Origin of the sequence: Lactococcus sp. (genome assembly GCF_036648155.1) — a bacterium.
Lineage (GTDB): Bacteria > Bacillota > Bacilli > Lactobacillales > Streptococcaceae > Lactococcus > Lactococcus cremoris.
On the sequence record NZ_JAVXIY010000002.1, the window covers coordinates 214,909 to 239,927 of the forward strand.

Consider the following 25,019-nt stretch of genomic DNA (forward strand, 5'->3'; position numbering starts at 1 on the left):
GAAATCATTGAAAATAGGTGAAATACAGAAACACAACTTGTGTGAATCCTAAATTTTCCTATCTCCGCACTTTTGCTACTGCGTTGTCCATTCTCGCTATACGACTATAGTCGCAAGTCGAATGACATTTTTCTTAACTTCTAAGCGAATCTTCCTCACATCTTATTTTTTACGTTCGATTTCAACCATTTTGTAAACTTCAAATGTATCATCAATTTCAACATCATTGAAGTCTTCAACCATCAAACCACCTTCTTGAGCATTTCCGACTTCTTTAACATCATCTTTAAAATGTTTAAGGCTGGCAATGGCACCATCATGAATCACGACACCTTCACGGATAACACGAACTGAAGCATCACGAGTCACTTTACCACGAATAACCATGAATCCGGCAATTGTACCCACTTTAGAAACGTTGAATGTTTCGCGAACAATTGCTTCACCGATAATTTCTTCTTTGAATTCTGGGTCAAGCATTCCACGCATTGCTGTTTCAACTTCTTCAATGACTTTATAAATGATACTGTGCAAGCGAATGTCAACTTCTTCTTGCGCTGCTTGTTCACGAGCAAGACCAGTTGGACGAACATTGAAACCAATGATAATCGCATTTGATGCCGCAGCAAGTGAAATATCAGACTCTGAAATTGCTCCAACAGCTGAATGGACGATATCAACTTTTACACCTTCAACTTCAATTTTTTGAAGTGAAGCGGCAAGTGCTTCTGCTGAACCTTGTACATCAGCTTTGATGATAATGTTAACAGATTTAGTTTGACCTTCTTTAAGTGTGTCAAAGAGATTATCCAAGTTAACACGACGTGTATTTTGACGTTTAATCAATTGAGCACGTTTAGCACGTTCTTCACCAGCAGCGCGGGCTGCTTTTTCATCTTCAAATACCGCAAAGTGGTCACCCGCTTGAGGAACATCTGAAAGACCTGTTAACTCAATTGGTGTTGATGGACCAGCTTCTTTAATTCGGCGTCCAAGGTCGTTTGTCATTGTACGTACACGACCGTAAGTATTTCCGACAACGATTGGGTCTTGGATATGAAGTGTCCCTTGTTGAACCAAGAGAGTTGCAATCGCCCCTTTACCTTGGTCAAGACGTGCTTCAACAACAGTACCAATTGCTCGAACAGATGGGTCAGCTTTGAGTTCTTGCACTTCTGCCACAAGAAGAACTGTATCTAACAATTCCTCAAGATTCTGGTTGAATTTAGCTGAAATTTCAACAAATTCTGAACCATTTTCTGGGTCCCATGCGACTGGGAAAACACCATGTTCAGTCAATTCTTGTGTCACACGTTGTGGATTAGCCCCTGGTTTATCAATCTTGTTAATGGCTACAATAATTGGCACGCCAGCAGCTTTAGAGTGATTAATTGCTTCAATTGTTTGAGGCATTACACCATCATCAGCAGCAACAACGAGGATTGTAATATCAGTGACTGAAGCACCACGAGCACGCATAGAAGTGAAGGCTTCGTGACCTGGTGTGTCAAGGAAAGTAATTTTCTTGCCATTGGTTTTAATTTGGTAAGCCCCAATATGTTGAGTGATACCACCAGCTTCACCTTCAGTGACGCGAGATTCACGGAAACGGTCAAGCAAAGTCGTTTTACCATGGTCAACGTGTCCCATAATTGTTACAACTGCTGGGCGTTCAACCAGTTTATCTTCATTAAGATAACCCTCTTCAACAAACAAACGTTCAATATCTGATTTATCTTCTTCAACCTTTTTAAGTGGTGTCACGCCATAATCCATAAGGATTAATTCGATTGTATCTTCATCAAGCGATTGGTTTTGATTGACCATTGTTCCCATCATGAAGAGTTTTTTGATAATTTCAGCCGGTTCACGTTTGATTGATTTAGCAATATCTTGAACGTTCATTCCTACTTCATATTCAAGACTTTCTGGCAATTCATGGAATTTACGTTGAGTTGCTGGAACACTTGAAGATTGGTTATTTTGGTAACGACCACGACCACCTTTTTGATTCCAATTTGAGTTACGAGCATTACGGACTTGATTACGATTATCGTTTACGCGAAGTGGTCCACCTTTGCGGTTACCATCTTTTGTATTATCGCGGTTGCTATCCGTTTTTTTGCGGTCACGATCACGACGATTATTTTTCCCTGAAGCAGCTGGAGTAAAGGTATCACTTGTAGAGCTGCTACCTGATGAAGCAAATTTATCACGTTTTTGCCCTTGATTTTGTCCTTGACCAGCTGGACGGTTTTTATCATAATGATTTCCACCTTGTGAATGGCCTTGACCATTTCCATTTTGGTTTGGACGGCGGTTATCATTACGGTTGTTTCTATCGTTGCGATTTTTGTCGAATTTTTTCTTTTCAGGACGAGCAGCAGCTTGTTCTTTTTTGATATCTTCGGCACGTTTGATAACTTTAATTTGAATTCTTGGTTTTTGAGTCAATGATTTTTTCTTCTCTTCAGTAACAACTGGTTCTTTTTTGTCAGCAACATTTTCTGTTTTTACTTCAGCTTTTGGAGTTACTGTTTTGGCTTTGGCTTCTACTTTTTCAACCTTTGTTTCTTCAGCTTTTGCTGCGGCTTTAGGTTCAGATTTTTTAACTGGCTCAGCCACTTTTGGTTTTTCCGTAGTAATAACCTCTTCAATCGGTTCGGCTTCTGTTTTAGCAGCCTTTTTAGCTTCTTCTTTTTCTTTGATTCTTGCTAAAATGGCTGGGTCTTCAACGACTGCTTTCCCAGCAAAAGTACGTGGGTGGTCCTCTTGTTTACTTTTTGCTGTTTCTGGAACAGTCTTAGTTTTAGCTTTAACAGTTTTTTCAGCAGTTTTAACAATAGTATCAGTGCCTGTTTTTACACCTTGAATGATTTTTTCCGCTTGTTCTGCTGTTACAGAGCTTGAATGTGATTTCACTTCAAAACCAAGTGATTGTGCAGTTGCGACAAGCTCAGTATTTGATAATCCAGTTTCTTTAGCAATTTGGTTAATACGTTTTTTATCAGACAATCTTTGTCCTCCTTATATGATCAATTGTTCATGAGGCTCTCCATTTTCTTTGCAAATCCATCGTCCACAAGCGCAATAACCTTACGATTTTGGCCTATAGCGTGCGATAATTCTATTTCTGTAAAGAGTGTTGAGACAGGAATCTCATAATAATTTGATTTATCAGTAATTCTTTTACTCAAATTTGCTGCGGCATCATTAGCAAGAAGAATAAGTCTTGCCTTATTCGATTGAATTGACTTAATCACCAATTCTTCTCCACTAATAATTTTACCCGCACGTTTTGCAATACCTAGCAAATTTGAAATCTGTTGTTTTTTATCCATCTTTAGTCATAATCCGGCGCTAAATCAGCAGAATAAGTTGTTGATTCAAGTTCACGTCGAGCAACAAGGTGTTCAACATAAGTGATTAATTCATCATAAAACTCATCAGCGATTTTAGTTTGAAAAGCTCGGTCAAATACGCGTTTTTTCTTAGCTTCTTTTGCTTCTTTATTAAGAATTGCAATATAAGCTCCGCGCCCATGTGCCTTGCCAGAAGGGTCAATTGAAATTTCTCCCTCTTTGTTGTAGGCAATGCGCAATAAATCCCGTTTGGGAAATTGCTCATTTGAAACTAAAGATTTTCTCATTGGAATTTTTTTCTGCTTCATCGAAAATCCTCAAAATTTCTGTTGAAAAAGTGACTGACAGCCATTTTTTGATTCCTAAACTCTCAGTCATTTTACTGACAGACTTATTAAAAAGAAATTCCTAGAAGCTTTATGCTTCTAATAATCTTTTATGTTCTGTCAGTAAATTTTTCAACTTTTAAAATTTATTCTTCACTTTCGCTAACTACTGGTTCTTCATCAACTTCATCAACTGAGATTGTTTCCTCAACTTCAAGAGTTGGAGTTTCTTCGTCAGCTTCACCAACAAATTCATAATCGTCCATGTTAAACTCGTCAGCAGCTTTAATATCAATCTTGCTATTTGTGACGTGAGCAGCAAGACGAACATTTTGTCCGCGTTTACCAATGGCAAGTGACAATTGGTCACGAGCAACAACAGCCAGGCTTGAACCATCAGCAGTAATCAAAACTTGTTCAATACGAGCAGGTTTCAAAGCATTAGCTACAAGAGTTGCTTTGTCTTCTGACCATTCAATGATATCCATTTTTTCGCCAGCAAGTTCGCGAATAATTCCTTGAATACGTGAACCTTTAGCCCCAACCATTGTACCAATCGCATCAACATTTTCATCATGACTTTGAACGATGACCTTCGCACGGTCACCAGCATCACGAGCAATAGATTTGATTTCAACAGTTCCATCAAAAACTTCAGGAATTTCTTTTTCAAACATGCGTTTGAGCATATCAGGCGCAGTACGAGAAATAAAGACACGAGTTCCTTTTGGAGTCAAGACAACATCAGTCACATAAACCTTCACACGGTCACCCACATGGAAGTTTTCTTGTGGAATTTGGTCTTTCTTAGTCAAAAGTGCATCAACACGTCCAAGATTTACATAAACGGCACGTGCATCAACTTTTTCAACAGTTCCTTGGATAATTTCGTCCTTGTAACGGCTATATTCGTTGTAAATGATTGTGCGTTCTTCTTCACGCATTTTTTGCATGATAACTTGTTTAGCAGCCCCTGCAGCAGTACGAGCAAAATCTTTTGGTTTTTCTTCAAACATGATTTTGTCCCCAATTTCATAATGAGGATTTAATTCATGAGCATCTTCAAGAGAAATTTCGAGACGACTATCAAAAACTTCATCTACTACTTCACGAGTAGAATAAACATTAAAGTTTCCTTTCTTTTCATCAAAGATAACTTTAACATTTTGTGCTTGACCATATTGACGCTTGTAAGCTGCTGTGATAGCTTGCTCAATCGCTTCAATAACAATCTCAGATTTAATTCCTTTTTGCTCTTCTAACATTGCAAAGGCGTTCAGCATTTCTTTGCTCATTTTTTTCTCTCTTTCTTTTATAAGAAAATTTCATTTTTAATATCTGCTAAGTTCGACTACCTTGAATCAAGGAAATTTTCCCGATTTCACCTAACTCAAGGAAATCGAACTCAGCTAAGGAAAATTAATTTCCCAGTAGAAAATTAATTAAATCCATTCAGAATTCTTTAAAATTTCACCATCGTTTGTGCTTTTGCAACAGCAGATAAAGGAATTTCAATATTTTTATGACGCGTCTTATCTAAAACATCTACTACTAAAGTTTCCCCGTCAAAACTAACCAAATCACCAGTAAATTCTTTTTCATTATTGATTTTTTGATAAAGTTTAACAAAGATATACTCACCAACTGCACCAGCAAAATGTTCAGCCTTACGCAAAGGACGTTCAGCTCCCGGACTTGCAACTTCTAATAGATAACCTTCTGTTGGAAATGGATCTGGGCTGATGGTATCAAGCAAAGGTGAAATAAGTTCACTTAGTTCTGCTGTTTCATCAATTTCGATTCCGCCTTCTTTATCCACCAGAATTGAAAGCATCATATCTCCGCCAAATTTTTCCCATTCAACAGCAAAGAGTTCAAAGGGTTTTGGAATATGAGGTTTAATGAAATCTTCTACAATTTTTACAACATCATTCATAGGCAATTCTCCTTTCATAAAATCCAAAGTTGAAATCAACTTCAATTTTAAAACACAAGAGAAGGAGCGCTCTTGCGAACGCTCCTTTCTAATAGTTTATTTATATTAATTATAACACGTTTTAAGCAAATGTCAAGGGGACTTTATAAAAAATTTTTTCAAGATTATTTTCATAAAAGCAATACCAGCTTATCCTTGAAAAACCCTATTTCAAAGAGTACAATAAAAATTGTTGTAAAAATTATCCGTAATTAACTTAGGGAGTTAACAAATATGAAAATTTACCTGCAATTATTAATCATTTTTGGCTTTTCTTTTATTGGAAATGTCATCTCAAACGTTTTTCGTTTACCGGTTCCTGGCTCTATTTTAGGAATGATACTACTTTTTCTAGCCCTGCAATTTAAAATTTTAGAATTTCGTCATGTTGATGAAGCAGGAAGTTTTCTTATTAATAATATGACCATTTTATTTTTACCCGCTGGTGTCGGAATCATGGCCAAGTGGAATTTAATCAGTCATTTTTGGGCACAAATTCTCTTGATTGTTGTTGGAGCACTTGTTATCAATATGCTTATCTTAGGAAAATTAGTCGAGTGGATTAAAGTGAAATTTGAAGGCGATTATGTCGCTTTAAAACCAGATACTAACGTCACATCGTCTACTGAAGACCAATAATTTGGAGTATTTAAAATCATGAACATTATCACTACTGACCCACTCTTTGGCTTTGTCCTTACCGTTCTTGTCTTTATGATTGGTGTACGAATTAATGAAAACTTTCGTAAGCCTTGGACAAATCCTCTCCTCTTTGCTACTGTCGGCATTATTCTCATTCTCTCACTAGCTCATATTCCTTATAAAAATTATTATATTGGGGGTTCAATCATCAATGACCTCATCGGTCCTAGTACCGTTGCTCTTGGAATTCCTCTTTATAAAACTTTCCATTTAATGAAACACCACGCGCGTTCAATCGTTAGCTCAATTGCTATTGCGGCATTAGTCAATTGTGTCTTTACTGCTCTTTGTGCTAAATTTTTCAGCCTCAGTAAACTGGCCTCTCTTTCAATCTTCCCAAAATCAGTAACTACTGCAATGGCTATGGGAATTTCTGATAAAATGCACGGCGTGGAACAAATTACTGTTGTTGTCGTGGTTGCTACAGGAATTCTCACCAGTGTGCTTGGCGGCCCATTGTTAAAACTCTTTAGAATTACAGACCCTGTTGCTCAAGGAATTGCCCTTGGAGGAACTGGACATGCTGTCGGAACTGGAACAGCGATCGAACTTGGTAAAACGCAAGGAGCAATGGCAGCTCTCAGTATTGGTGTCACTGGTATCATGTATGTTATTTTTGCACCAATCATCGCTAAAATTATTCTCGGTTATTAACTGCCTATTATAAAAATAAAAAAAAACGTTGAACTTTACTTGTCCAGCGTTTTTTTATCTGCCTAAGAAAAATTTATTTCACTTAACTTCTTCTTCGTTTTTGATGTGCTTTTTTAAAAGAATGATAATCAAGAATAAAGCAAAGCCATAAGAAGTCAATAGTAAGGAGCTCACTACGCCCGTTTTTGGTAATAATCCAAAAACTTTCTTAGAAGAATCATCAACCGTTTTAGGCGCATTGGGAACTTCAATCGGCTTAGGCTTAGGTTGAGGCTTTGCTTGTGGAGGACTAATTGTTTCTTCTTTATCTACACTAGACTTAGGATAGATATAAACATTATCCAGTCCAGTCACTGGCAACTTTACAACTAATGGCACAGCAGCTTTTAACAGCCCTTTTTGTGGGTTACTTTGCTCTTCAATTAGATAATAACCATCGCTCACAGAAAGACTAGCCACACCATTTGAATCAGTCACTAAGTCAGCAATCTCTTTTAAAATTGTATAACTTGATTGTGGCGGATTTGTTGCCGTAAGCTCTGAACCATCCCCAATAGGTGAGATTTCATAGACTAAATAATGAATTCCAGACACTACCGAAAGCTCATTGCCCAAATTATCCAAGGGGAGGTTGTTAATTTTTAGTCCATCATTTGTCGTCTGATTCTCGCTAAAACCAGATGCCCCCGGACTTAATCCATATTTTACAATTGTTAAACGGCTATCAGCAAAAACATTTTGACTGACAAATCCAAAAATCAAAACCAAAGCAAATGCTAAAATGCTCATTAATTTGGTCTTTTTAGTCAATTCTTCCTCCCCCTTTCTTTGATTTATTTTTATTCAAGCATTTAATATATTTTAGATGCTCAAATGCTTCTTCTGTTTTCAAAGCATATTGCATGACTTTCTTATCACTGGTAAATACAGGCCCCACAACTAGCGCATGTTTTTCATCCCCATAACCTTGTTTTTCAAGGATATAATTTTGCCAGTTTTCTGTCTTATCTTTAAATATCCAGCGTGATAAATTTTTCATTTTTTTCAGGCGATAAACGTTTATAAGGAGGTCATTAGGATTTTGATTTTCTTTCTGAGCTTCTTCATCTAGCCATTGATTAGCTAGCTTTTTAGAGTTAGTCAAATAAAATCCTTCTCCAAAATCTCCCCTTAACTGTCCATCTGAAAGCTTTGGTGCTTCGATTTTTCTGTCAGCAACATGATACAACTTGTGCCTCAAGCCCAAGAGTAACCACAAAAGATAGAGAAGCCCCAAAAGCATTAACAGACCCGAACCAAACATCACCCAAAAATTATAACCAAACTGATTTCGTTGGACTTTTTCTTGAGGAGTAACCTTTGAAAGTGCCGTTCGTTCGCCAGTGACCAATAATCTTTTATTATTAATCCCTGTCGGATAACAAGTGACTAAAGTGACTAAATCCCGCCCTTTTTCAATGCTCAATGACGAAACTTGATCAGGAGCAACAATACGAATATCATCAATCTTATATTTTAAAGTCAGATTTAAGACATGTAAATAAAAGATATCCCCATTCTTAAGTTTATCCAGATTAGTAAACAAAGTATCATTCACTCGACCAGAATGTGCAGGCAAAACGGCGTGAGTATTGTTTCCACCGATTGGCAAAGAAGATTGGGGCACATGACCAACGCCAAGCCCTAAAATCGTTTCAGAATCTCCATGATAGATTGGAATATCATTGACTTTAATCTGCGGAATCGTGATAAAGCCCATCATTCCTGTAGAATCAACTTTTAAAACATTGTTATAGTTGGGAATAGGTTTATTCCATGCAATATGTTGACTTGCATCATAGATGTATTCATTGTAAAGCTGGGCATTGTATAATTGTGCCTGAGCAAGCAGTTGCTTCACTTTCGAGTTCCCAATTGTGGACAGTTGATTATCATATTTTTGGACTGATTTGACGTTTTGTTGTCCTGCCAGGTAATTAACCACAATCGGATAAAAAAGTAATCCGATTGCGATAATTGCCAAAATCACACTTAGGAGATTTCGTAAGCTAAAGCCCTTTATACGGGAGGTTTTTGGTTTTTTTCTTGCCATTATTCCCTCCTAACTAACCAGATTTTCATTTTGTCAAAACTAATCTTGCTTATTTTACAACTTCTTCTTCATTATCTTTACGACGTTTGATGGCAAAGGCTACAACTCCTGAAACAGTGGCAATAGCGATAATCCCTGCCAATCCTTGTCCACCAGTAAATGGCAAAGCAAATGGCTGAGTGTTGCTAATTGTGTTACTATCCGTTGTACCGCTTCCGTTGAACGATGTGGTTGTTGCATTAACCGGAAAGACATTAGCAGCAGTCGAAACAGTCGGCAAAGCATAATTATTATCGTTTCCGTCCGCTTTATTTGGGGCGTGTACTTCGACTGCATAGTAAGTTCCATTGTTATTCACTGTATTTGATGCATCTGTATTTGTATCAACAAGATTAAGAGCTGTAAACTCAGCAACACCACTCGCATTAGTTGTTGCAAGAAGGGCTTTACCCGTGCTATCTGTAACAAACTTAGCATTGTCGGAAGTTACTGCAACAAAGGCGGATCCATCTGTTTGCATCTCATTGTTGAAGAGACGTGTATTAGTTTCTACAAGATTCTGTGCATCAGCTGCCGTCTTTGCTTGAACAAGAACGAACTGCGCCCCTTTAAGGAGGGTACTTGTACTGTGAGCATCTACTTTTTGAAAATCAATACCACCGACGTTTAGAACTGAGGCCTTGATACCTGTATTAACACTAAAGTCCGATAAATTTGTACCATAAGCATTGACAATATTCGTTGATGGAGCATCTTTGAAAACACCAATAGCTGCATCTGAAACGGTTGATGTGTATTGAACGTTGATGCCACCTGTTGTTCCATATGTTTTAGTATTGCCAGCATCTACAGCGATAAGACCGGCTGCTTTAAGTTGCCCTGCAGTAGTCAAAGTTACTGTCCCGCCAGAAACGGTATAATCCGTACCAGATGATAAAGCACCCAAAATTTTACCGTCGCTGTTTGTAACGTTAACTTTTGAAACCGTAAGTGTTGATAAACCAGCAGGATTTCCACTATCTTGTGTATCTGTAATGCTATATGATCCTGTGACATTATTTCCTGCATTGTCTGAATTTGTCACTTGTGACTGGTCGAAGACAGAGTTGATATTCCAAGTGACGGTATCGTTTGAGCCTGCAGTATTCACGTTACTATTGACATCTTGATTTGCATAAGTCACGTCATCTGAAGTTGTCCCCGTAGCACCTGTTGTTGAGAGTTTGCTATTTGAAACCGTATTAGGATCTGTCACTGTATCTGTTGGGTCACCTTTGACAAGGACACTATCTGCGGCGGTATTGGATGATCCTAGATTCATCTTGGGATAGACGTTCAAGACGCCCGCCGAAGCGTCTGCTGTGTTGACCTGAATGATGAAAGGTTGAACAGTCCTTATACCACCAACTGTCGTTACTTGATAGATAAGATAGTAGCCGTCAGAAAGACCAGTAATATCAGCGAGACCAGTGGCATCCGTCGTACCTGAAGTCGCTTTACTCCCCAACGTGATGTCAGCATCCGAAAGTCCACTGATAGAGCCGTCGTCATTGTAACCCAACTTGCTAGGATCCATGTCGCTTGTCTTGCCCGTTGTTGAGGTAATACTATAAACATCAAAGGTCACATTTTGCATTCCATAAACAGTTCCTGTAGCGCCTGGATTATTAGCAGTACCTCCAACGTTAGTTTGACCGCTGCCATCACCTGCGACATTATTCGTATTTAGCCCTGATTGATCAGATCCGTCATTATTAGTACCATCAACATTGGATCCTGTTGGTGCGGCCTGCTCGGCATAAATTGCAACTTCACCGTTTGAAACTTGGTCAGTTGTAGCACTCGTTTTGGCATTAACATTTACAAGTCCGCCAAATCCTGCAAGGGCGCTAAATGTCAAAAGACTAACACTAGCAAGGGCAAATTTTTTATTGAGTGAATTGAGTTTCATGGATTTTTTCTCCTGTTTTTGTTTGAATGAGTCTGAAGCGATGCGCTCATCTCTATTTATCGCACTTTTGTAGCTAAATGAAGTTTCCAACGTTAAGTAGAGTTCCCTCTTATTTTTTTAATCATTTTTTCCCCTCCTTTCGCTGCGTTTGCGCCAGATGGATACGATTTTTGCTATGAAAGACCTTCCGATAAGGTCTGGTTTTTCGTAGTGTGTGTAAAAACCTTGCTTTTTTGCCCTTATTAGGTGTTGAAACACCATAATCCGCTTGCTCAGGGACGAACTCGAGTTCTTCTTCTTTACGTCGCTTACTAAAGTAGAGTCCAAGCGCTCCGATAGCAGCTAGACTTATCATGAGATAGAGAAATTGATTTCCGCTCCCGCCTGTAAAAGGAAGCTCAAACGGTGGAACCACATTAATCGTATCTGTCGTACTGACTGACACAGTCTGTCCTGCGCTATTGGTGTAGGTATAAGTTACTAAAAAGCTATAGGTTCCTGATTGATTGAGCTTACCCGACGCGATCTCTACTTCTCCTGCATTCGTTACGGTGATATCACTCTCTTGCAGATTAGGTGTTGCGCTATCGCCATTATTATCTGTAAACTGGAGATTGGAAACCGTCGCATTGGTTACCGTTGCACCTGTTGCTAGACTAGTAAAAGGTGTATTATCTGCGATGACATTGACATCATTGGGACTTGCATAGCTGTTCTCTCCAAAGGATTGATTGATTTCAGCCCCTGTGAGCCCTTGGTCTAGCCCAACACTCGTGTTAAAACCATAAGCTCCGACAACCGTCACGGTGGCCGTTTTCGTCGTTGTAGCCCCATTTACAGGGTCTGTATAAGTATAGGTAATCGTGTAGGTTCCAGGCACATTCGTTTGCACAGTTGTGCCAGAATAGCCATTAGGGCCCGTCACAGTGGCATTTATCTGCTGATTGATGTAGTTTGAATCTGTAGAAGTCCCATTCCCATCCGTCACCGAGCTAATATTATCTGGTCGTTTCCAGCTTGATCCCACCGCAAGCAAGGTGTTTTTGGTATTGACTGTCGGTGCAAGTGGGGTATAGACCACAGCAAAGTTAGCAACTTTACCTGTAGAATTACCGGCAGTTGTATTATAGGCGACTGTTGCGAGAGAGGTAGCACTTGCCATAGTTGTAAAGTCATAGCCTGAAAGAGCCGTGGTGCTTCCCGCTGACCCAGAAAGTAACGAACCCGAAGCCCCAGCTGCAGCGGCAGAAGACCACATAGCATCTGTAGGAGCGAAAGCTGAGGTCGCTCCACCGCTTGTCAAGACCAAGACACTGTAGCTATAGCCTTTGACCGCAAGACTTGCGTCCGTTGGAAAGACCGCATAGCTATTGTAGTATTCGCCCGTCGTTACCCGCCACGTATTTTGCGTGTTGGAGAAGCCCGCCGAAGTGGGGGCTGTCGCTGCGTTATAAGTGCTATTTGGCGCATAATAGTTATATTTTGTTCCACCAGAGGATGATGCACCAGATGTGAGGGAGGCACCACTTGCTGTCTGTGTCTTCAGATAAATCTCACCCTGTGCGGTACTATTTGCCGCATAGGTAAAGTCCATCTCCGTACTGCTCGCAGGTACTGTAAAGGCAGAAACCATTGCTGGTTGAGCCGAAGAAGATATCGCAGAATAAGCATAGCTCGCCAAGTTAGAACCTGCTGAAGAGGCAAGAACACTTGACCCGCTCATGAGATACATACTTGTCGCGGCACCACTTGTCGTATAAGCTTGAGAGAGGGTATAACCGTTGTAGTTGATCGTAGCGATATTGTAACCCGCAGGAATATTGGCGGGTGTTCGGCCCATTGAATTCCAATAGTCCAACCCACTTAAAACAGTTCCCGTTGTCACACCTGTCGCACTTGAATACTGGACGGCGCTTGGAAGGCTGGCTTGGAGTGAGCCCATCGCTGCGGCTGAGCTCGCACCCGGTGTATTGCTCGCTGTCCATGCCGTTGTCGTTGTCACACTTTGTGAGTTCGCAGAAGCGACAAGAGTAAACGTTGGGTTCGGGCTTGCGCCTGCGAAGGTTCCTGCAACCGCACTGTATTGCGAAGCATAAGCTGACTCAGCAGAGGTCAAGGTTGAGTAACTTGAATTATTATACACATAGCTTGTTGTATATCCAGAAGCTGCACTGGTGACCGAAGGCGCAGCAATCGCCCCGTCTGTATAGCCACTGGTCACAGATGGTGCGACGGATGAAGTCGCTCCCCAAGCCGCACTCGCCGTACCCGTTGCAAGCGAATAATTAAAAGTCGCGGATTGAGAGTTTGGTGTGTAGTAAGCATTGACGACAGCGCTAGAAGCCGCAACTGTCGTTGGACTTCCGCTAACTGCGGAAAAAGTGTAGCCTGATGGCGCAACGGAAACCATGTAATCATAGGTCGCCGAATCGACAGCCCCACTCGGTGCTAAGATACCTATCGTATCTCCCAAATTTGCCGTCACTGCCGTTGATGCCCACGTACTCCCTTTCGGAGCCATCGAAGTGCTGGTTTTCGTATTGAGATAGTTGACATTGACTTGACCTGTTGGTTGATAAGCAGAGAAACCATCAAATCCATTATTTGTTTGCTTCACATTATAAACCGTCATCGCCGAGCCATAATTCCCAGTCCCCCCACCAAAACCGACTTGCATCGCATTTTGCATGGTGACTGTGCCTGTGACTGTTTGAGTGGTCGTACCGTTATTGACGCTTAAAGTGATCGTTCCCATGGTGGTCGTTGCACCAACACTTGTCGGTGTCCACGTGACGCTAAAGCTTTCTCCAGAACTACTGACAGCGAAATTATCTACAGTTCCAACGTCCGTTTGAGTGGTAGAAGCATTTGTTTGGGATACTTGAATGGTATTACTTGCATTGCCATTGTACCAGTAGTTACGTCCAAGAAAGACGCCATTAGGAACGCCAGTAATGGCAGTCGTTGTCTTTCCTCCAGATAGGCTAGTATTGGAAAAACTCGTGCCAACGGGTACAAAATACATTCCCAAATATTGCCCGACTTGATTTGCCGCATTTAGTATGGAGTTAGGTACACTTTTTATTGAGCCACTAAAGCTAACAGGCTGCTGCATATTCAGGGTCGGATTAAAAGTCGCCCAAGCATTTCCTTTTTGACCCGAAAGCGCACTGTCATCATGCAATTGCAAAGTCCCGCTATTCCAGTTCGCAGATGTATTATTGCCAGTCGTTTTAATTGTTGTATTGCCTGAGGCTGTAAAAGCTGCTGCCCCAGAGGCTGAAGTCAAGCCAGTATAATATGGAACCACATCAGGTGTTTTAATAGAAGTGCCCTGATTCAACGCCGTGGATGTCGTTGCTGCGTGAACAACTGTCTTAAGCATAAGCGGTGTAAAAGCTGGCTCAATTCCTCCTGCAAGAAGCATGAACGAAGTAGCGCCATAGAGCCATTTTTTTCCTGATTTCCAAGTACGGAAGTGAGTTGTTTGTACTTCGTGACTTGTTTTATAACCTTTTTGGTGCTTTGAGCGGTACATGTCTTATCCCTCACTTTCTTAGTTGTCTATTTCTCAGCTCTCTTAGTAAATTTTTTTAATGGGTCAAGCTTTTAAATTTTTTATTTATCTCATAGGTCATTTTATTATTGCATATTGTTTCATCAAGTAAAACGAAAGCAAGTATTTTAACGAAATACAAATCTTTCTCGTTCTGTAATATTAGTTTTTTAACCCTAAAAATAATTTGGTAATTAAAACTTTGTAAATAAAAGGGTCTAAAAAGCTTGTATTCCATAGACTTTAAATCAAAAACAAAAACCGTTCATTTTTCAGAACGGTTTTTAAACGTCTTTTCGAGCAGTAATCTTTTCGTAATATTACTTTAGATAATGTTTCTTATCTTAGCCTTAATTAAATTATGTTGTGTTTTTGGCTTTACTCTTATTATGTTTTTACTCTTTATCAAAAATCTGGAGGAGATAGTGTTCATTTTTCAGAACGCTTTTCTCTTATTATTCTTTTATCATATTGCATTTTTAGGGTTTTACGAAAATCATCAGCTCCTATTTTTTTTAAAAATTTTAATGTTTCTTGAAGTTGGCTCTTACCTTTTTGTTTATCCACATAATAATAAACAAAAAAAGATTCAGCATAATTAATAATGACACGGCTCATCACATCGCCGGGCATAAAGAACTGTTTGGAAATATCGAGCACTTCCTGAGCTTTCTCTTTCCTCCCAGAATCAATACAGTTAAGGATTACTTTATAGAGAAAACGATAAATGAGCACTCGATAATATAAATCATTTTCATAATAAGCTTTATTGTAGAAAAAATCTTCTAAAATGTTATCAATTAAATTTTCATTGAGTCTATCTCCAATATTAGCAAGAATTGAAAGTTCAAAAAATCCCCAAAACTGGATTCCTTTGAGGTAATCTTCGAGTTCATGAATTTCTTCAGGAAGGAGATGTTGATAAAGCCCTTTAGCTGTATAGGCTACCAATTTTTCTTCATTGGTTCCTTTTTGATTTTCTTCATATATTTCTTTAAGACGTTTAATTTCTCTTTGGTAATAGGCGTGTTCAATCTCATCGAAAATCGAGATATAACTTTCTTGTTCACCATTATTTATCATGATACTGTAGTCAAGTGGGGAGACATTCATTTTTTGAAGGGCAGAGTCTAGTCGGTCAAAAGAAAGCATACTTTTACCATTCTCAAAATTAGAAAGGGTGGATTTCGCAATCCCTAATTCTTCGAAGGCAGACAGTGAAAATCCGTGTTGAATTCTGAGATCATGGAAAGCTTTCCCATATTTAAAATATACCATTCGTTCTTCTTTCGCTTTAACTAATTTTTTAATAGTATATTTCAAATTCAGGATTTTTGCAATTCTTTTGCATAAAAAAAGCACTGAATATTCAGTGCTTTTAATTATTTACGTTTACGAGCAATCAAATGAATCGGAGTTCCTCCAAAAACAAAGGCTTTACGAATTTGATTTTCCAAGAAACGAAGATATGAGAAGTGCATCAGTTCTTCTTCGTTGACAAAAACAACAAAAGTTGGTGGTTTAATGGCGACTTGTGTTGCATAGAAAATCTTCAGACGCTTTCCTTTATCTGTCGGAGTTGGATTAATCGCTACGGCATCCATAATCACATCATTCAAAACAGAACTTGAAATACGTAGGTTTTGAGCATGGTGAATTTCTTTAATCATATCTGGAAGTTTATTCAATCGTTGGCCAGTTTTAGCAGACACGTAAACGATTGGTGCATAATCAAGGAATTTGAACTTTGTACGAATTTCTAATTCAAATTTTTTCATTGTATCATTGTCTTTTTCAAGAGTATCCCATTTATTGACAACAATCAGAATCCCTTTACCTGCTTCATGAGCAAATCCAGCGATACGCATATCATATTCGCGAATTCCTTCTTCAGCATTAATGACCATCAAAACGATATCTGAACGGTCAATGGCACGCATGGCACGCATGACTGAATATTTTTCAGTATTTTCGTAAATTTTTCCTGATTTACGCATTCCAGCGGTATCAATCATGACAAATTCTTGGTCTTCAGAATCAACGAAGTGTGTATCAATGGCATCACGAGTTGTTCCCGCGATTGGGCTTGCAATCACTCGGTCTTCACCAAGAATGGCATTGATAAGAGATGATTTACCAACGTTTGGACGACCAATCAAGCTAAACTTGATGACATCTTCATTCTCTTCTTCGATTTCATTAGGAAGATTTTGAACAATAGCATCAAGTACATCCCCTGTCCCAATCCCGTGAACAGCTGATACAGGATATGGATCGCCGAGTCCAAGTGAATAGAAGTCAAAAATTTCCATTCGACGTTCTGGGTTGTCGACTTTATTGACGATAAGAATGACAGGTTTATCTGTACGATAAAGAATATTAGCAACTGCTTCATCGGCATCAGTAATTCCTGTTTCTCCATCAACGACAGCAATAATAACATCTGCTTCGGTCATGGCGATTTCGGCCTGTGCCCGAATTTCAGTCATGAAAGGTTCATCTGAAAGTTCAATCCCACCGGTATCGATGATGTTGAATTTACGGGTTAACCATTCTCCTGTGGCATAGATACGGTCACGAGTCACACCTGGAATGTCTTCGACAATTGAGATGCGTTCTCCTGCAATACGGTTGAATATCGTTGATTTTCCAACATTTGGACGCCCAACGATGGCGACTGTAGGTAAGCTCATATTTTTATTTCTTTCTTTGTTTACTTATTGTTTTAAAAATTATGATAGTTAAGCTAAAGACGTTGTAATCTAAAGGCTATATAATTTTATAGTTCAGTTCCGTGATTAATTTTAGATAATTTCAATCCCAAACAGGCTTGTAAAAAATGGGGCTTGACTAAGACTTATCTTCATGTTTTTAGCCAGTTGAGGCGTAACTTCCATGCGTTCAAATTGATTCGTAGAAAAATCAATTCCTGAAAGTGCTGTTTCCCAAAAATTAGCCGCTTCTAGTTGATTTTTTAGAAGTTCAACATTTTTAAAATTACAGGCAGTGAAGAAAGTTTCCTTAGCTTCATTTTCTAAAAAACGGACTGATTTTAATGTACTTCCTGAAAAATTGGCATAAGTCAATAAATTCTCTGTAAATTGAACATCTTGCAAATGACTTTCCGTAAAATCAGTGCCTAATAGTTTACAGGATTTAAATACTGAACGATAAATGCCAATTTTATTGAAGTTCAGATTGGATAAATCACATTTCTCGAAAACGCAATCTGTAAATTCACTGATCGCGTTGTCAGTAAATTCAAAGGTTGTGTTTTTGAAAGAACAGCCAGAAAAAATGGTCCGTTGGCTAATCGTCAAAATCTGGTCAGTAAATTCTGCTTGATAGATTTCTCCATCAGTAAAATCTTGACTACTGACTGCTTGAAAAGTTGTAGGAAGTTTTGGTTCTAAGATTTTTTTTAATTTCACAGTAATTTTTTCGCCTTCAAATTTTCTGTTGAGGCTGAAATTTCTGGTTGTCCCCATTGGTCAACAATCCGTTCAGACCATTTATTTAAGCGTCTATCTCCAGCATAGTCTTCTTGAATCTGGTCATATTTTTCAATGGTTTCGCTCGTTTGCTCAACATACTTTTCCTTAAAAACGGTCGCTTCCAAGGGAAGACGCGGTTTTACTTTGTTCAAACGTGCGGCTTTTCCAAGAGCAATCCCAAAAATAGGATAAGTATAATCAGGCAAGCCTAAAACTTTAGAAATTTCTGAGGATTGGTCCCGAATTAAACCAACCATGACCCCGTTGTATCCTAAAGACTCCGCAGCCAACAGTGCATTTTGCCCAGCAGTTGCCGCATCAACTGAAGTAATCAATAAACTTTCAATTCCTTGAGGTTGAAAATTCCCCTGATGTAATTCGACTGCTTTTTGGGCACGATTTAAATCGCCAACAAAAACTAAATATGCTGCACAATTTTTGATTGATTTTTGTGGTTGAAATTCATAAATCGCATCTTTTTGATTTTGTGACTCTACAACAATCACAGAATATGATTGAAAATTTTTCCATGTTGATGCCATTTGAGCCGCTTTTACTATTTTTTCTAAATCTTTAGGATCAATTGCTTCTTCTGTAAAATTTCTGACCGAAGTGTGATTCATCATTAAATCAATCGTTTCATTTGTCTCAGTCATGTCGTCTGTTTGTTCCCTCCAGTCGCATTTCTTCTGCTAAATACTTGACGCGTTCCATGACACGTTTAGCTGGCCAAACCTCATCAGCTCGTTTAGTTTCAGCCAAATGTTGTTCAAGTTCTTCCATTTTTAAATTTGAAGTGAAAAAAGTTGGAAGATTTTCTTGCATTCGGTGTTGTAAGATGACTTGTAAAATACTATCACGCACCCAAGCATTATTTTGTTCTGCTCCAATATCATCTAAAACTAGAACTTGACTGGCTTTTATTTCATTGACCCAGACTTTAGCATTGTCAAAGTCTAAATCCGAAATAAAAGTTGGATAATGAAGTAGAGTCGTCGAAATACCTTTTTTAGCTAATTCATTTGCCATAGCTGCAAGCATGAAGGATTTTCCAACACCGAAATCGCCATAGAGGTAAAGTCCCTTTTTCTTAGGAAAATTGGTAATGAAATCAACTAAAGCTTGATAAGGTTTGATTCTTTGAACATCATCAAGGGCAATCTCAGCTAAACTAACTTGCTTTAAATCTTTTGGAAGACCAATAATACTTACACGACGCATCAAGCTCTGAGCAGCTTGTTGTTCAGCTAACTCATTCGTTGCTTGATAAGAAACGTCCGCATAACCATGATTCATAATTAAAACTGGTTCATATCCATCAGCAGCACGTTTTTCCCCTTTTTTAAACTTATCATGTTCACGTACATATTCATAAAACTTCGAGTAAGAGCGTTGGATTTCATCAGAAGTCATTTGATGCTCAGCAATAAAAGCTTGAACATCTGTATTTTTTAGAACTTCTGTGACTAATTTTTCAAAATTTTCTCGAATATCTTGTCGCTTTCCTAAAATATCTCCGATAGATTCCATTAATTTTGCTCCCCTTCCAATTTTTTGAGAGAGTCAAGCCTTATTTTTTCAAGTTTAGCAAGTTCCTCTTGGCTTGTTTTATTTTCATAGTCAGGATTTGACCATTTTGGTGCTTCTTTTTTGATTTTCGTTGAGTGCTTGGTAACTTCAGTCTTAGCCTTAGCAGTTGCTTGTTCTTCTCGCTCCAAAATGCGCTTTACAGCCGCCTCCGCTGTGAATACTTTATTTCTCATCCAATCATTCGCTAAAGCATTGACAAAGTTTGGGCTGAGTGAAGCATTTTTTTGTTGAACCAAAACATAATGAATCAAAATATTTTGAACTTCTGCTGGTAATTTTTGGCGAGTCAAATTAGCTAAAATTTTATGTTCATCAGAGCTGACAAAACCTCCAGCTTGGGCTTTTATCTGACGAATAAATTCATCAGGCTCATGGGCTTTACTGACGACAATCAAATCTGCAAAAACTTTTGGAAATTCTGAAAGTGCGGGTTGTGGTTGACTTGTTGCTGAAAGACTACGAATTAAATGATTCATATTCAAACTCTTATCGGCATTAGCTGTGCGTTCAGCCTGTTTGAATAATTCGTACCAATTGAGTTCAAATTTTTCTGCAAGGGAATAAAGTGTTAATGAATCTTGGTTCTCATTTGATAAACGATAACCTTGGCGTTCCATCAGACTTTTAAATGCCCCCATATCAAATTGGTTCTCTTTTAGTGATTGGTTTGGTGTGGCTTCCCTATCAAAATTAACTTTATAAACTTCATGGAACTTCTTAGAAATTTCTTTTCCTTTGGGTTCCATTGTTTTAGCTAAAGCTGTGACACGATTTTCACCAATTCTTGATATTAAAAGTTGTCTATAAAAGTCATCAGCAAGGAAATTTTCAAAATTGAGAGGGCTTTTCACTTCAAAATAAAGGCTGCTATGGTCATCATAAACTCGAACTAATGATAGAGCTGAAAGTCTGTCAAGTGCCTCAATGAATGGATTAAGTCCGAGATTTAGATACTCCAAAAAATGAGAAATTCGACCCGTTGAGAAACTCAACATCATTTGGTAGAGGGCAAAAGCATCCGTCCCAATAATTGGTAAATAGAGTAGGCGAAAAGTCTCAACGTCAAAGCTGGTCTTTCCTCGATTAAGCATTGTAAATGAATCTCCTGCTCTCATATTTCCCTCACTCTAGTTTTACTGACTGTTTTTAATGACAGTTCTTTATCTGCCAATTTAATGCTCATTTAGCAATCGCATTAAACAATTAGTCTTTATTTTTTAGTAATATTTTTTAGAAGCTCTTCTAATTCACTGACATCTTTAAATGAGCGATAAACACTCGCAAATCGGATATAAGTAATATCATCTAATTCAGCTAATTCTTGCATGACAAATTCGCCAATCACATCTGATTCAACTTCATTACTGTCAAGCTGCCGAATTTTTCGTTCAACATTGGCAACTGTTGTTTCAATATCTTCACTTGAAACAGGACGTTTATAGGCTGAACGAACTAAACCACGAACAATTTTTTCACGGTTAAAAGGTTCGCGTTTGTCATCTTTTTTAATGACTAAAAGGGGCATTTCTTCAATACGTTCAAAGGTTGTGAAGCGAAAACCACATGATTCGCAGACCCGGCGGCGACGAATCGCATCTTCGGCTTGTCTTGAATCAACAACTTTTGATTCTTCAGAAGAACACTTTGGACATCTCATATTATTCTCCTTAGTTTAGATAATAAACTGTTATTAGTCTTACTGACAGAAATTTTCTATTTATTAAAAATTCTGTCAGTAACTTTTTTAATTATTGTTAATGATGGAATCGTCAGATGCGCTGACAATCCCTTTATCTTCTAATAAAACACTCTCTGGTCATGTTTTATTGCCGCAAATATTTTAATTTATTTTTTTGGTAAAAATTTTGCTTCTAGTCGATAAATCACTTGTCCTTTTTGTGAAAACTTTTGTTCATATTCAGTCATCACATTTTGAGGAGCAAATTCTTCATCTTGGTGTAAATCTAACCAAACTTTTTTTAGCTCCATGCCATAGTTTGCTAAAGAAACTAATGAGTATTCAAACAAGCCTCGGTTGTCCGTTTTGAAATGTATTTCACCTTCTGGACGTAAAATCTTTTCGTAAGTTGCAAGAAAAGATTTATAAGTCAAACGACGTTTTTCATGTCGTCCTTTTGGCCAAGGGTCAGAAAAGTTCAAATAAACTTGATCAATTTCACCGTCAGCAAAATATTCGCTCAAAGCTGCTCCATCAACGAGCATCATTTGGACATTTGGTAAATCAGCTTCAATCGCCTTATCTAATGCGTAAGATAAAACTGATAACTGCATATCAATTGCAATGTAATTAATTTCAGGATGCAAAGCAGCCATTCCTGTAATAAAAGCACCTTTCCCACAACCAACTTCAATGTGAATCGGATGGTCATTGCCAAAACGTTCTGACCAACGTCCTTTAAAGTCTGCTGGATTTTCAACTACGATATGTGCGTTTTCAGCAAGCATTTCGCCTGCTCCTTTACGATTTCTGACGCGCATTTTTACCTCAATTTGTTTTATTTTTATTGGAAAATCAGTGAATCTAACTCTCCTTTTGTTTGTTGATTTTGATTATTCAATTATAAGCCAAAAAATAGGAAGGTCCAAACCCTAGCCTATTTTTACTAAAATAATTCACAAAATTTACGAAGTCCCAAGATTTCTTGGTTTACTTCTTTCATTTTTCCTCTAGAAAGATATTCAGAAATTTGCCGAAGAAAAGAAAGTTTTCCATACCAAGCCACTTTTTCCATAATGTCAGAACGTGGTCTCACACCAGAAGTCATCAGCCATAACGACCAGTTAGTTGGTTTGATATAGTGTGATAAAACATGTGCCATATCAACCATGGAATCTGATAAAAAGACCGTATCCCAATCTACAAGATAAATTTTTCCTGAATTATCATCCACTAGCCAGTTTTTATGATTGACATCTCCATGAACAACCACGACCTCTTCATTTTTGATTTCAGGAATTTCCTTGCGCATTTCCTCAATAATTCCTGACAAAAAGTGATTTGTCCGTAAAGCCTCGGTATTTTGGACACAATCCTCTAATAATTGTTCAGGCAAAATAATTTGACTTCCCAATTTTTTATAAGATTCAACTAGTTTTTTCGAGTCATGCAAATGTGCTAAAATATGATTAATCTGACGGTCTTCCATATCCTCAGGACTTAGCGTATGACCATCAATCCAAGGTTGAGCAGATAAGGTGTCTCCTTCAGCCGTCCGTTTTGTCCATAAGACTTTCGGTGTGATTCCTTCCAGATAAATGCTTGGCAAAAAAGGACTACCATTTTTTTTAATAAAAACGCGTTCTTCATCACTTTTCCCAAAAAATGCATTGCCTGAGCCGCCTTTTACAGGCGTCATATCCCAATCAGCTTTCATCATCCTTATCTCCTCCTTTCCTTTAAAATTCTATTAATCATTTTTTGATACATCTACTTTATATCCAAAAATTAAGCGTTTGGATAGTGAATTAAAATAGTTTGAGTCAAAATATCAGCATATTGATATGACTCTGTTGTTTTAGGACCACGAGCTGGGATATTTTCAATAATGAAATGTGTTGCGTAGGCTTCAATCAAGTTCACTTTATGACGATTTTCACGTTTACGACCAAATTGTGAAGTAATTTCAATCGTTTCACCCAAATGTGCTTGAACTTTTTCACGAATATCAACGATTTTTCCTATTTCTTGATTTTGGTTATCCATTTTTTCCTCCAAATAAGATGTAAAAATCGGATTACTCCGAACTTTACCTTATTAATCTAATTTTATCCTTGATTATTTACTTCTTTTTCTAATCTAAGGAACTGTATATCTGCTAAGTTTTCATAATATAAGAGAACATAAAGCTTGTATTTTTTATACTTCACTTATATTTATAAACAGAATTAGACAATTACTCATATTATAACACGAAACACTCAAAAAAATCTAGTCGCCATATCGGTTATCAATACTTGCAAATTTATTATGCTCTTTAATAAAGAGTAATTCAACTGTTCCACGGCTTCCTGAACGGTTTTTTTCAATAATTACTTCAACTTTATTATCTTCTAAAATTTCTTCACCGTCTTCATCTTCACCATTGCCACGTTCATAATAATCATCACGATAAAGAAAGGCAACAATATCAGCATCTTGCTCGATTGACCCAGATTCACGGATATCGGACAAAACCGGTCGTTTATCTTGACGTTGCTCAACCCCACGTGAGAGCTGTGATAAGGCGATAACAGGAACTTTTAGTTCTTTAGCTAAAATTTTCAACTGACGAGAAATTTCAGAAACTTCTTGTTGGCGATTTTCTCGTCCTGTTCCAGAAATCAATTGTAAGTAGTCAATAACAATCAAACCGAGATTTCCGGTTTCTTGCGCTAATTTTCTCGAACGCGCTCGAATTTCTGAAATCTTTATCCCCGGTGTATCATCAATATAAATACTGGCGCGAGACAATGTTCCAGTTGCCATAAAGTAGTCATTCCACTCTTGATCATTGAGTTGCCCCGTCCGCAAGCTATGTGAATCAATTGAACCTTCGGCAGCAATCATCCGACTGACAAGACTTTCTGCACCCATTTCCAGTGAGAAAATAGCAACGGTCCGGTCTTGTTTTGTCCCAATATTTTGCGCAATATTTAAGGCAAAGGCTGTTTTACCAACCGCAGGACGGGCTGCTAGAATGATTAATTCTTCTTCATGGAGCCCCGTAGTCATATTATCTAACGCAGGATAGCCCGTAGCAATCCCTGTAATATTTGATTTCTGCTGTGCTTTTTGTTCAAGGTCATCCATGTGGATAGCTAAGACATCAGAGATTTTTTTGAAACCATTTGTATTGCGTCCCTGTTGGACATCAATCAAACTTTTTTCTGCTTGAGCTAAAATATCATCCGCTGGCGAATCTTGCTCATAGGCTTTTTCGACTGATTCGGTCAAACGATTAATTAATTGGCGGAGAAGTGATTTTTCGGCAACAATTTTAGCATAGTAGGCCGCATTTGCTGCTGTCGGTGTCGCCGTTGCTAGTTCAGCAATATAAGCGATTCCACCAATCGCTTCTAATTCTCCCTGATTTTCAAGGTGTGAACGAATGGTTAGAACGTCAATTGCTTCACGCGCATCAGACAATTTTTCCATTGTTCGAAAAATAATTTTATGAGCATTCTTATAAAAATCATCCGAACTTAGAAATTCTTTAATTTCGACTAATCGTTCACTATCTAAAAAAACAGCCCCAAGAACGGCCTGCTCAGCAGCTAGGTCTTGAGGCGGGGCTTTTATTAAATCAATTTCGGGCAT

22 protein-coding genes are annotated in these 25,019 nt (G+C 38.3%); 2 read left to right on the forward strand and 20 right to left on the reverse strand.

Features of this window, described 5'->3' with window-relative positions; genetic code table 11:
• Positions 1 to 162 precede the first annotated feature (162 nt).
• The 5 genes from infB to rimP all read right to left on the reverse strand — a co-directional run bounded on the left by infB (position 163) and on the right by rimP (position 5,624).
• Positions 163 to 3,015 carry a translation initiation factor IF-2 gene (gene infB / locus RSC39_RS02895; RefSeq protein WP_332534984.1) on the reverse strand — a complete coding sequence of 951 codons (2,853 nt, stop codon included), beginning with the start codon at positions 3,013 to 3,015 and terminating at the stop codon, positions 163 to 165.
• 20 nt (positions 3,016 to 3,035) lie between these two features.
• Positions 3,036 to 3,341, reverse strand: a complete 306-nt coding sequence (locus tag RSC39_RS02900; RefSeq protein ID WP_011675736.1) for a YlxQ-related RNA-binding protein — start codon at positions 3,339 to 3,341, stop codon at positions 3,036 to 3,038.
• Between the two features lie 2 nt (positions 3,342 to 3,343).
• Positions 3,344 to 3,670: a YlxR family protein gene (locus RSC39_RS02905; RefSeq protein ID WP_011675735.1), complete on the reverse strand. Its 327-nt coding sequence runs from the start codon at positions 3,668 to 3,670 to the stop codon at positions 3,344 to 3,346.
• A 164-nt stretch (positions 3,671 to 3,834) separates the two neighbouring features.
• A complete protein-coding gene (nusA, locus tag RSC39_RS02910; protein WP_332534986.1) occupies positions 3,835 to 4,983 on the reverse strand; it encodes a transcription termination factor NusA in 1,149 nt (382 codons plus the stop codon).
• 167 nt (positions 4,984 to 5,150) lie between these two features.
• Positions 5,151 to 5,624 (reverse strand): ribosome maturation factor RimP, encoded by a 474-nt coding sequence (gene rimP / locus RSC39_RS02915; RefSeq protein ID WP_011835573.1) that lies wholly within the window; start codon positions 5,622 to 5,624, stop codon positions 5,151 to 5,153.
• 273 nt (positions 5,625 to 5,897) lie between these two features.
• On the opposite strand from rimP, the gene RSC39_RS02920 reads away from it, so the two are divergent.
• Both RSC39_RS02920 and RSC39_RS02925 read left to right on the forward strand, forming a co-directional pair.
• A complete protein-coding gene (locus tag RSC39_RS02920; protein WP_332534988.1) occupies positions 5,898 to 6,302 on the forward strand; it encodes a CidA/LrgA family protein in 405 nt (134 codons plus the stop codon).
• An 18-nt stretch (positions 6,303 to 6,320) separates the two neighbouring features.
• Positions 6,321 to 7,019 (forward strand): LrgB family protein, encoded by a 699-nt coding sequence (locus RSC39_RS02925; protein ID WP_332375093.1) that lies wholly within the window; start codon positions 6,321 to 6,323, stop codon positions 7,017 to 7,019.
• 78 nt (positions 7,020 to 7,097) lie between these two features.
• On the opposite strand, the gene RSC39_RS02930 is transcribed toward RSC39_RS02925, so the two are convergent.
• From RSC39_RS02930 to dnaB, 15 genes are all read right to left on the reverse strand, one after another.
• On the reverse strand, positions 7,098 to 7,829 hold the full coding sequence (locus RSC39_RS02930) for a pilin N-terminal domain-containing protein (protein ID WP_063281653.1): 732 nt from the start codon (positions 7,827 to 7,829) through the stop codon (positions 7,098 to 7,100).
• Positions 7,822 to 9,111 (reverse strand): class C sortase, encoded by a 1,290-nt coding sequence (locus RSC39_RS02935; RefSeq protein WP_332534991.1) that lies wholly within the window; start codon positions 9,109 to 9,111, stop codon positions 7,822 to 7,824. The genes RSC39_RS02930 and RSC39_RS02935 overlap by 8 nt, the downstream gene beginning before the upstream one ends.
• 49 nt (positions 9,112 to 9,160) lie before the next feature.
• Entirely contained in the window at positions 9,161 to 11,062 is a 1,902-nt protein-coding gene (locus tag RSC39_RS02940; protein WP_332534993.1) for a flagellar hook-length control protein FliK, read from the reverse strand.
• A 121-nt stretch (positions 11,063 to 11,183) separates the two neighbouring features.
• Positions 11,184 to 14,600: a KxYKxGKxW signal peptide domain-containing protein gene (locus RSC39_RS02945; RefSeq protein ID WP_332534996.1), complete on the reverse strand. Its 3,417-nt coding sequence runs from the start codon at positions 14,598 to 14,600 to the stop codon at positions 11,184 to 11,186.
• 447 nt (positions 14,601 to 15,047) lie between these two features.
• Positions 15,048 to 15,896 carry a helix-turn-helix domain-containing protein gene (locus tag RSC39_RS02950; protein ID WP_332534998.1) on the reverse strand — a complete coding sequence of 283 codons (849 nt, stop codon included), beginning with the start codon at positions 15,894 to 15,896 and terminating at the stop codon, positions 15,048 to 15,050.
• Between the two features lie 104 nt (positions 15,897 to 16,000).
• Positions 16,001 to 17,311 carry a ribosome biogenesis GTPase Der gene (der, locus tag RSC39_RS02955; RefSeq protein WP_063281658.1) on the reverse strand — a complete coding sequence of 437 codons (1,311 nt, stop codon included), beginning with the start codon at positions 17,309 to 17,311 and terminating at the stop codon, positions 16,001 to 16,003.
• Positions 17,312 to 17,422: 111 nt separating this feature from the next.
• Positions 17,423 to 18,049, reverse strand: coding sequence for a pentapeptide repeat-containing protein (locus RSC39_RS02960; protein ID WP_332535001.1), 627 nt, complete (start codon positions 18,047 to 18,049; stop codon positions 17,423 to 17,425).
• Positions 18,046 to 18,768, reverse strand: a complete 723-nt coding sequence (locus tag RSC39_RS02965) for an NADPH-dependent oxidoreductase (protein ID WP_332535003.1) — start codon at positions 18,766 to 18,768, stop codon at positions 18,046 to 18,048. Before RSC39_RS02965 ends, RSC39_RS02960 begins: the two co-directional genes overlap by 4 nt.
• Positions 18,761 to 19,642, reverse strand: coding sequence for a primosomal protein DnaI (dnaI, locus tag RSC39_RS02970; RefSeq protein ID WP_063281661.1), 882 nt, complete (start codon positions 19,640 to 19,642; stop codon positions 18,761 to 18,763). The genes RSC39_RS02965 and dnaI overlap by 8 nt, the downstream gene beginning before the upstream one ends.
• Entirely contained in the window at positions 19,642 to 20,817 is a 1,176-nt protein-coding gene (locus RSC39_RS02975; protein WP_332535006.1) for a replication initiation and membrane attachment family protein, read from the reverse strand. The genes dnaI and RSC39_RS02975 overlap by 1 nt, the downstream gene beginning before the upstream one ends.
• 95 nt (positions 20,818 to 20,912) lie before the next feature.
• A complete protein-coding gene (gene nrdR, locus RSC39_RS02980; protein WP_003132469.1) occupies positions 20,913 to 21,359 on the reverse strand; it encodes a transcriptional regulator NrdR in 447 nt (148 codons plus the stop codon).
• 188 nt (positions 21,360 to 21,547) lie between these two features.
• Entirely contained in the window at positions 21,548 to 22,201 is a 654-nt protein-coding gene (gene trmB, locus RSC39_RS02985; RefSeq protein WP_003132468.1) for a tRNA (guanosine(46)-N7)-methyltransferase TrmB, read from the reverse strand.
• 125 nt (positions 22,202 to 22,326) lie between these two features.
• A complete protein-coding gene (locus tag RSC39_RS02990) occupies positions 22,327 to 23,100 on the reverse strand; it encodes a phosphotransferase family protein (protein ID WP_063281664.1) in 774 nt (257 codons plus the stop codon).
• Positions 23,101 to 23,168: 68 nt separating this feature from the next.
• Positions 23,169 to 23,426, reverse strand: a complete 258-nt coding sequence (locus RSC39_RS02995) for a Veg family protein (protein ID WP_010905542.1) — start codon at positions 23,424 to 23,426, stop codon at positions 23,169 to 23,171.
• Between the two features lie 225 nt (positions 23,427 to 23,651).
• Positions 23,652 to 25,019 (reverse strand): replicative DNA helicase, encoded by a 1,368-nt coding sequence (gene dnaB, locus RSC39_RS03000; protein ID WP_021036909.1) that lies wholly within the window; start codon positions 25,017 to 25,019, stop codon positions 23,652 to 23,654.

Bases quoted from the DNA above. Each gene is read 5' to 3' on its own strand.
- RSC39_RS02900 (WP_011675736.1), bottom strand. From the start codon at position 3,341: ATGGATAAAAAACAACAGATTTCAAATTTGCTAGGTATTGCAAAACGT.
- RSC39_RS02905 (WP_011675735.1), bottom strand. From the start codon at position 3,670: ATGAAGCAGAAAAAAATTCCAATGAGAAAATCTTTAGTTTCAAATGAG.
- nusA (WP_332534986.1), bottom strand. From the start codon at position 4,983: ATGAGCAAAGAAATGCTGAACGCCTTTGCAATGTTAGAAGAGCAAAAA.
- rimP (WP_011835573.1), bottom strand. From the start codon at position 5,624: ATGAATGATGTTGTAAAAATTGTAGAAGATTTCATTAAACCTCATATT.
- RSC39_RS02920 (WP_332534988.1), top strand. From the start codon at position 5,898: ATGAAAATTTACCTGCAATTATTAATCATTTTTGGCTTTTCTTTTATT.
- RSC39_RS02925 (WP_332375093.1), top strand. From the start codon at position 6,321: ATGAACATTATCACTACTGACCCACTCTTTGGCTTTGTCCTTACCGTT.
- RSC39_RS02935 (WP_332534991.1), bottom strand. From the start codon at position 9,111: ATGGCAAGAAAAAAACCAAAAACCTCCCGTATAAAGGGCTTTAGCTTA.
- RSC39_RS02940 (WP_332534993.1), bottom strand. From the start codon at position 11,062: ATGAAACTCAATTCACTCAATAAAAAATTTGCCCTTGCTAGTGTTAGT.
- RSC39_RS02945 (WP_332534996.1), bottom strand. From the start codon at position 14,600: ATGTACCGCTCAAAGCACCAAAAAGGTTATAAAACAAGTCACGAAGTA.
- RSC39_RS02950 (WP_332534998.1), bottom strand. From the start codon at position 15,896: ATGGTATATTTTAAATATGGGAAAGCTTTCCATGATCTCAGAATTCAA.
- der (WP_063281658.1), bottom strand. From the start codon at position 17,311: ATGAGCTTACCTACAGTCGCCATCGTTGGGCGTCCAAATGTTGGAAAA.
- RSC39_RS02965 (WP_332535003.1), bottom strand. From the start codon at position 18,768: ATGACTGAGACAAATGAAACGATTGATTTAATGATGAATCACACTTCG.
- dnaI (WP_063281661.1), bottom strand. From the start codon at position 19,642: ATGGAATCTATCGGAGATATTTTAGGAAAGCGACAAGATATTCGAGAA.
- RSC39_RS02975 (WP_332535006.1), bottom strand. From the start codon at position 20,817: ATGAGAGCAGGAGATTCATTTACAATGCTTAATCGAGGAAAGACCAGC.
- nrdR (WP_003132469.1), bottom strand. From the start codon at position 21,359: ATGAGATGTCCAAAGTGTTCTTCTGAAGAATCAAAAGTTGTTGATTCA.
- trmB (WP_003132468.1), bottom strand. From the start codon at position 22,201: ATGCGCGTCAGAAATCGTAAAGGAGCAGGCGAAATGCTTGCTGAAAAC.
- RSC39_RS02990 (WP_063281664.1), bottom strand. From the start codon at position 23,100: ATGATGAAAGCTGATTGGGATATGACGCCTGTAAAAGGCGGCTCAGGC.
- RSC39_RS02995 (WP_010905542.1), bottom strand. From the start codon at position 23,426: ATGGATAACCAAAATCAAGAAATAGGAAAAATCGTTGATATTCGTGAA.
- dnaB (WP_021036909.1), bottom strand. From the start codon at position 25,019: ATGCCCGAAATTGATTTAATAAAAGCCCCGCCTCAAGACCTAGCTGCT.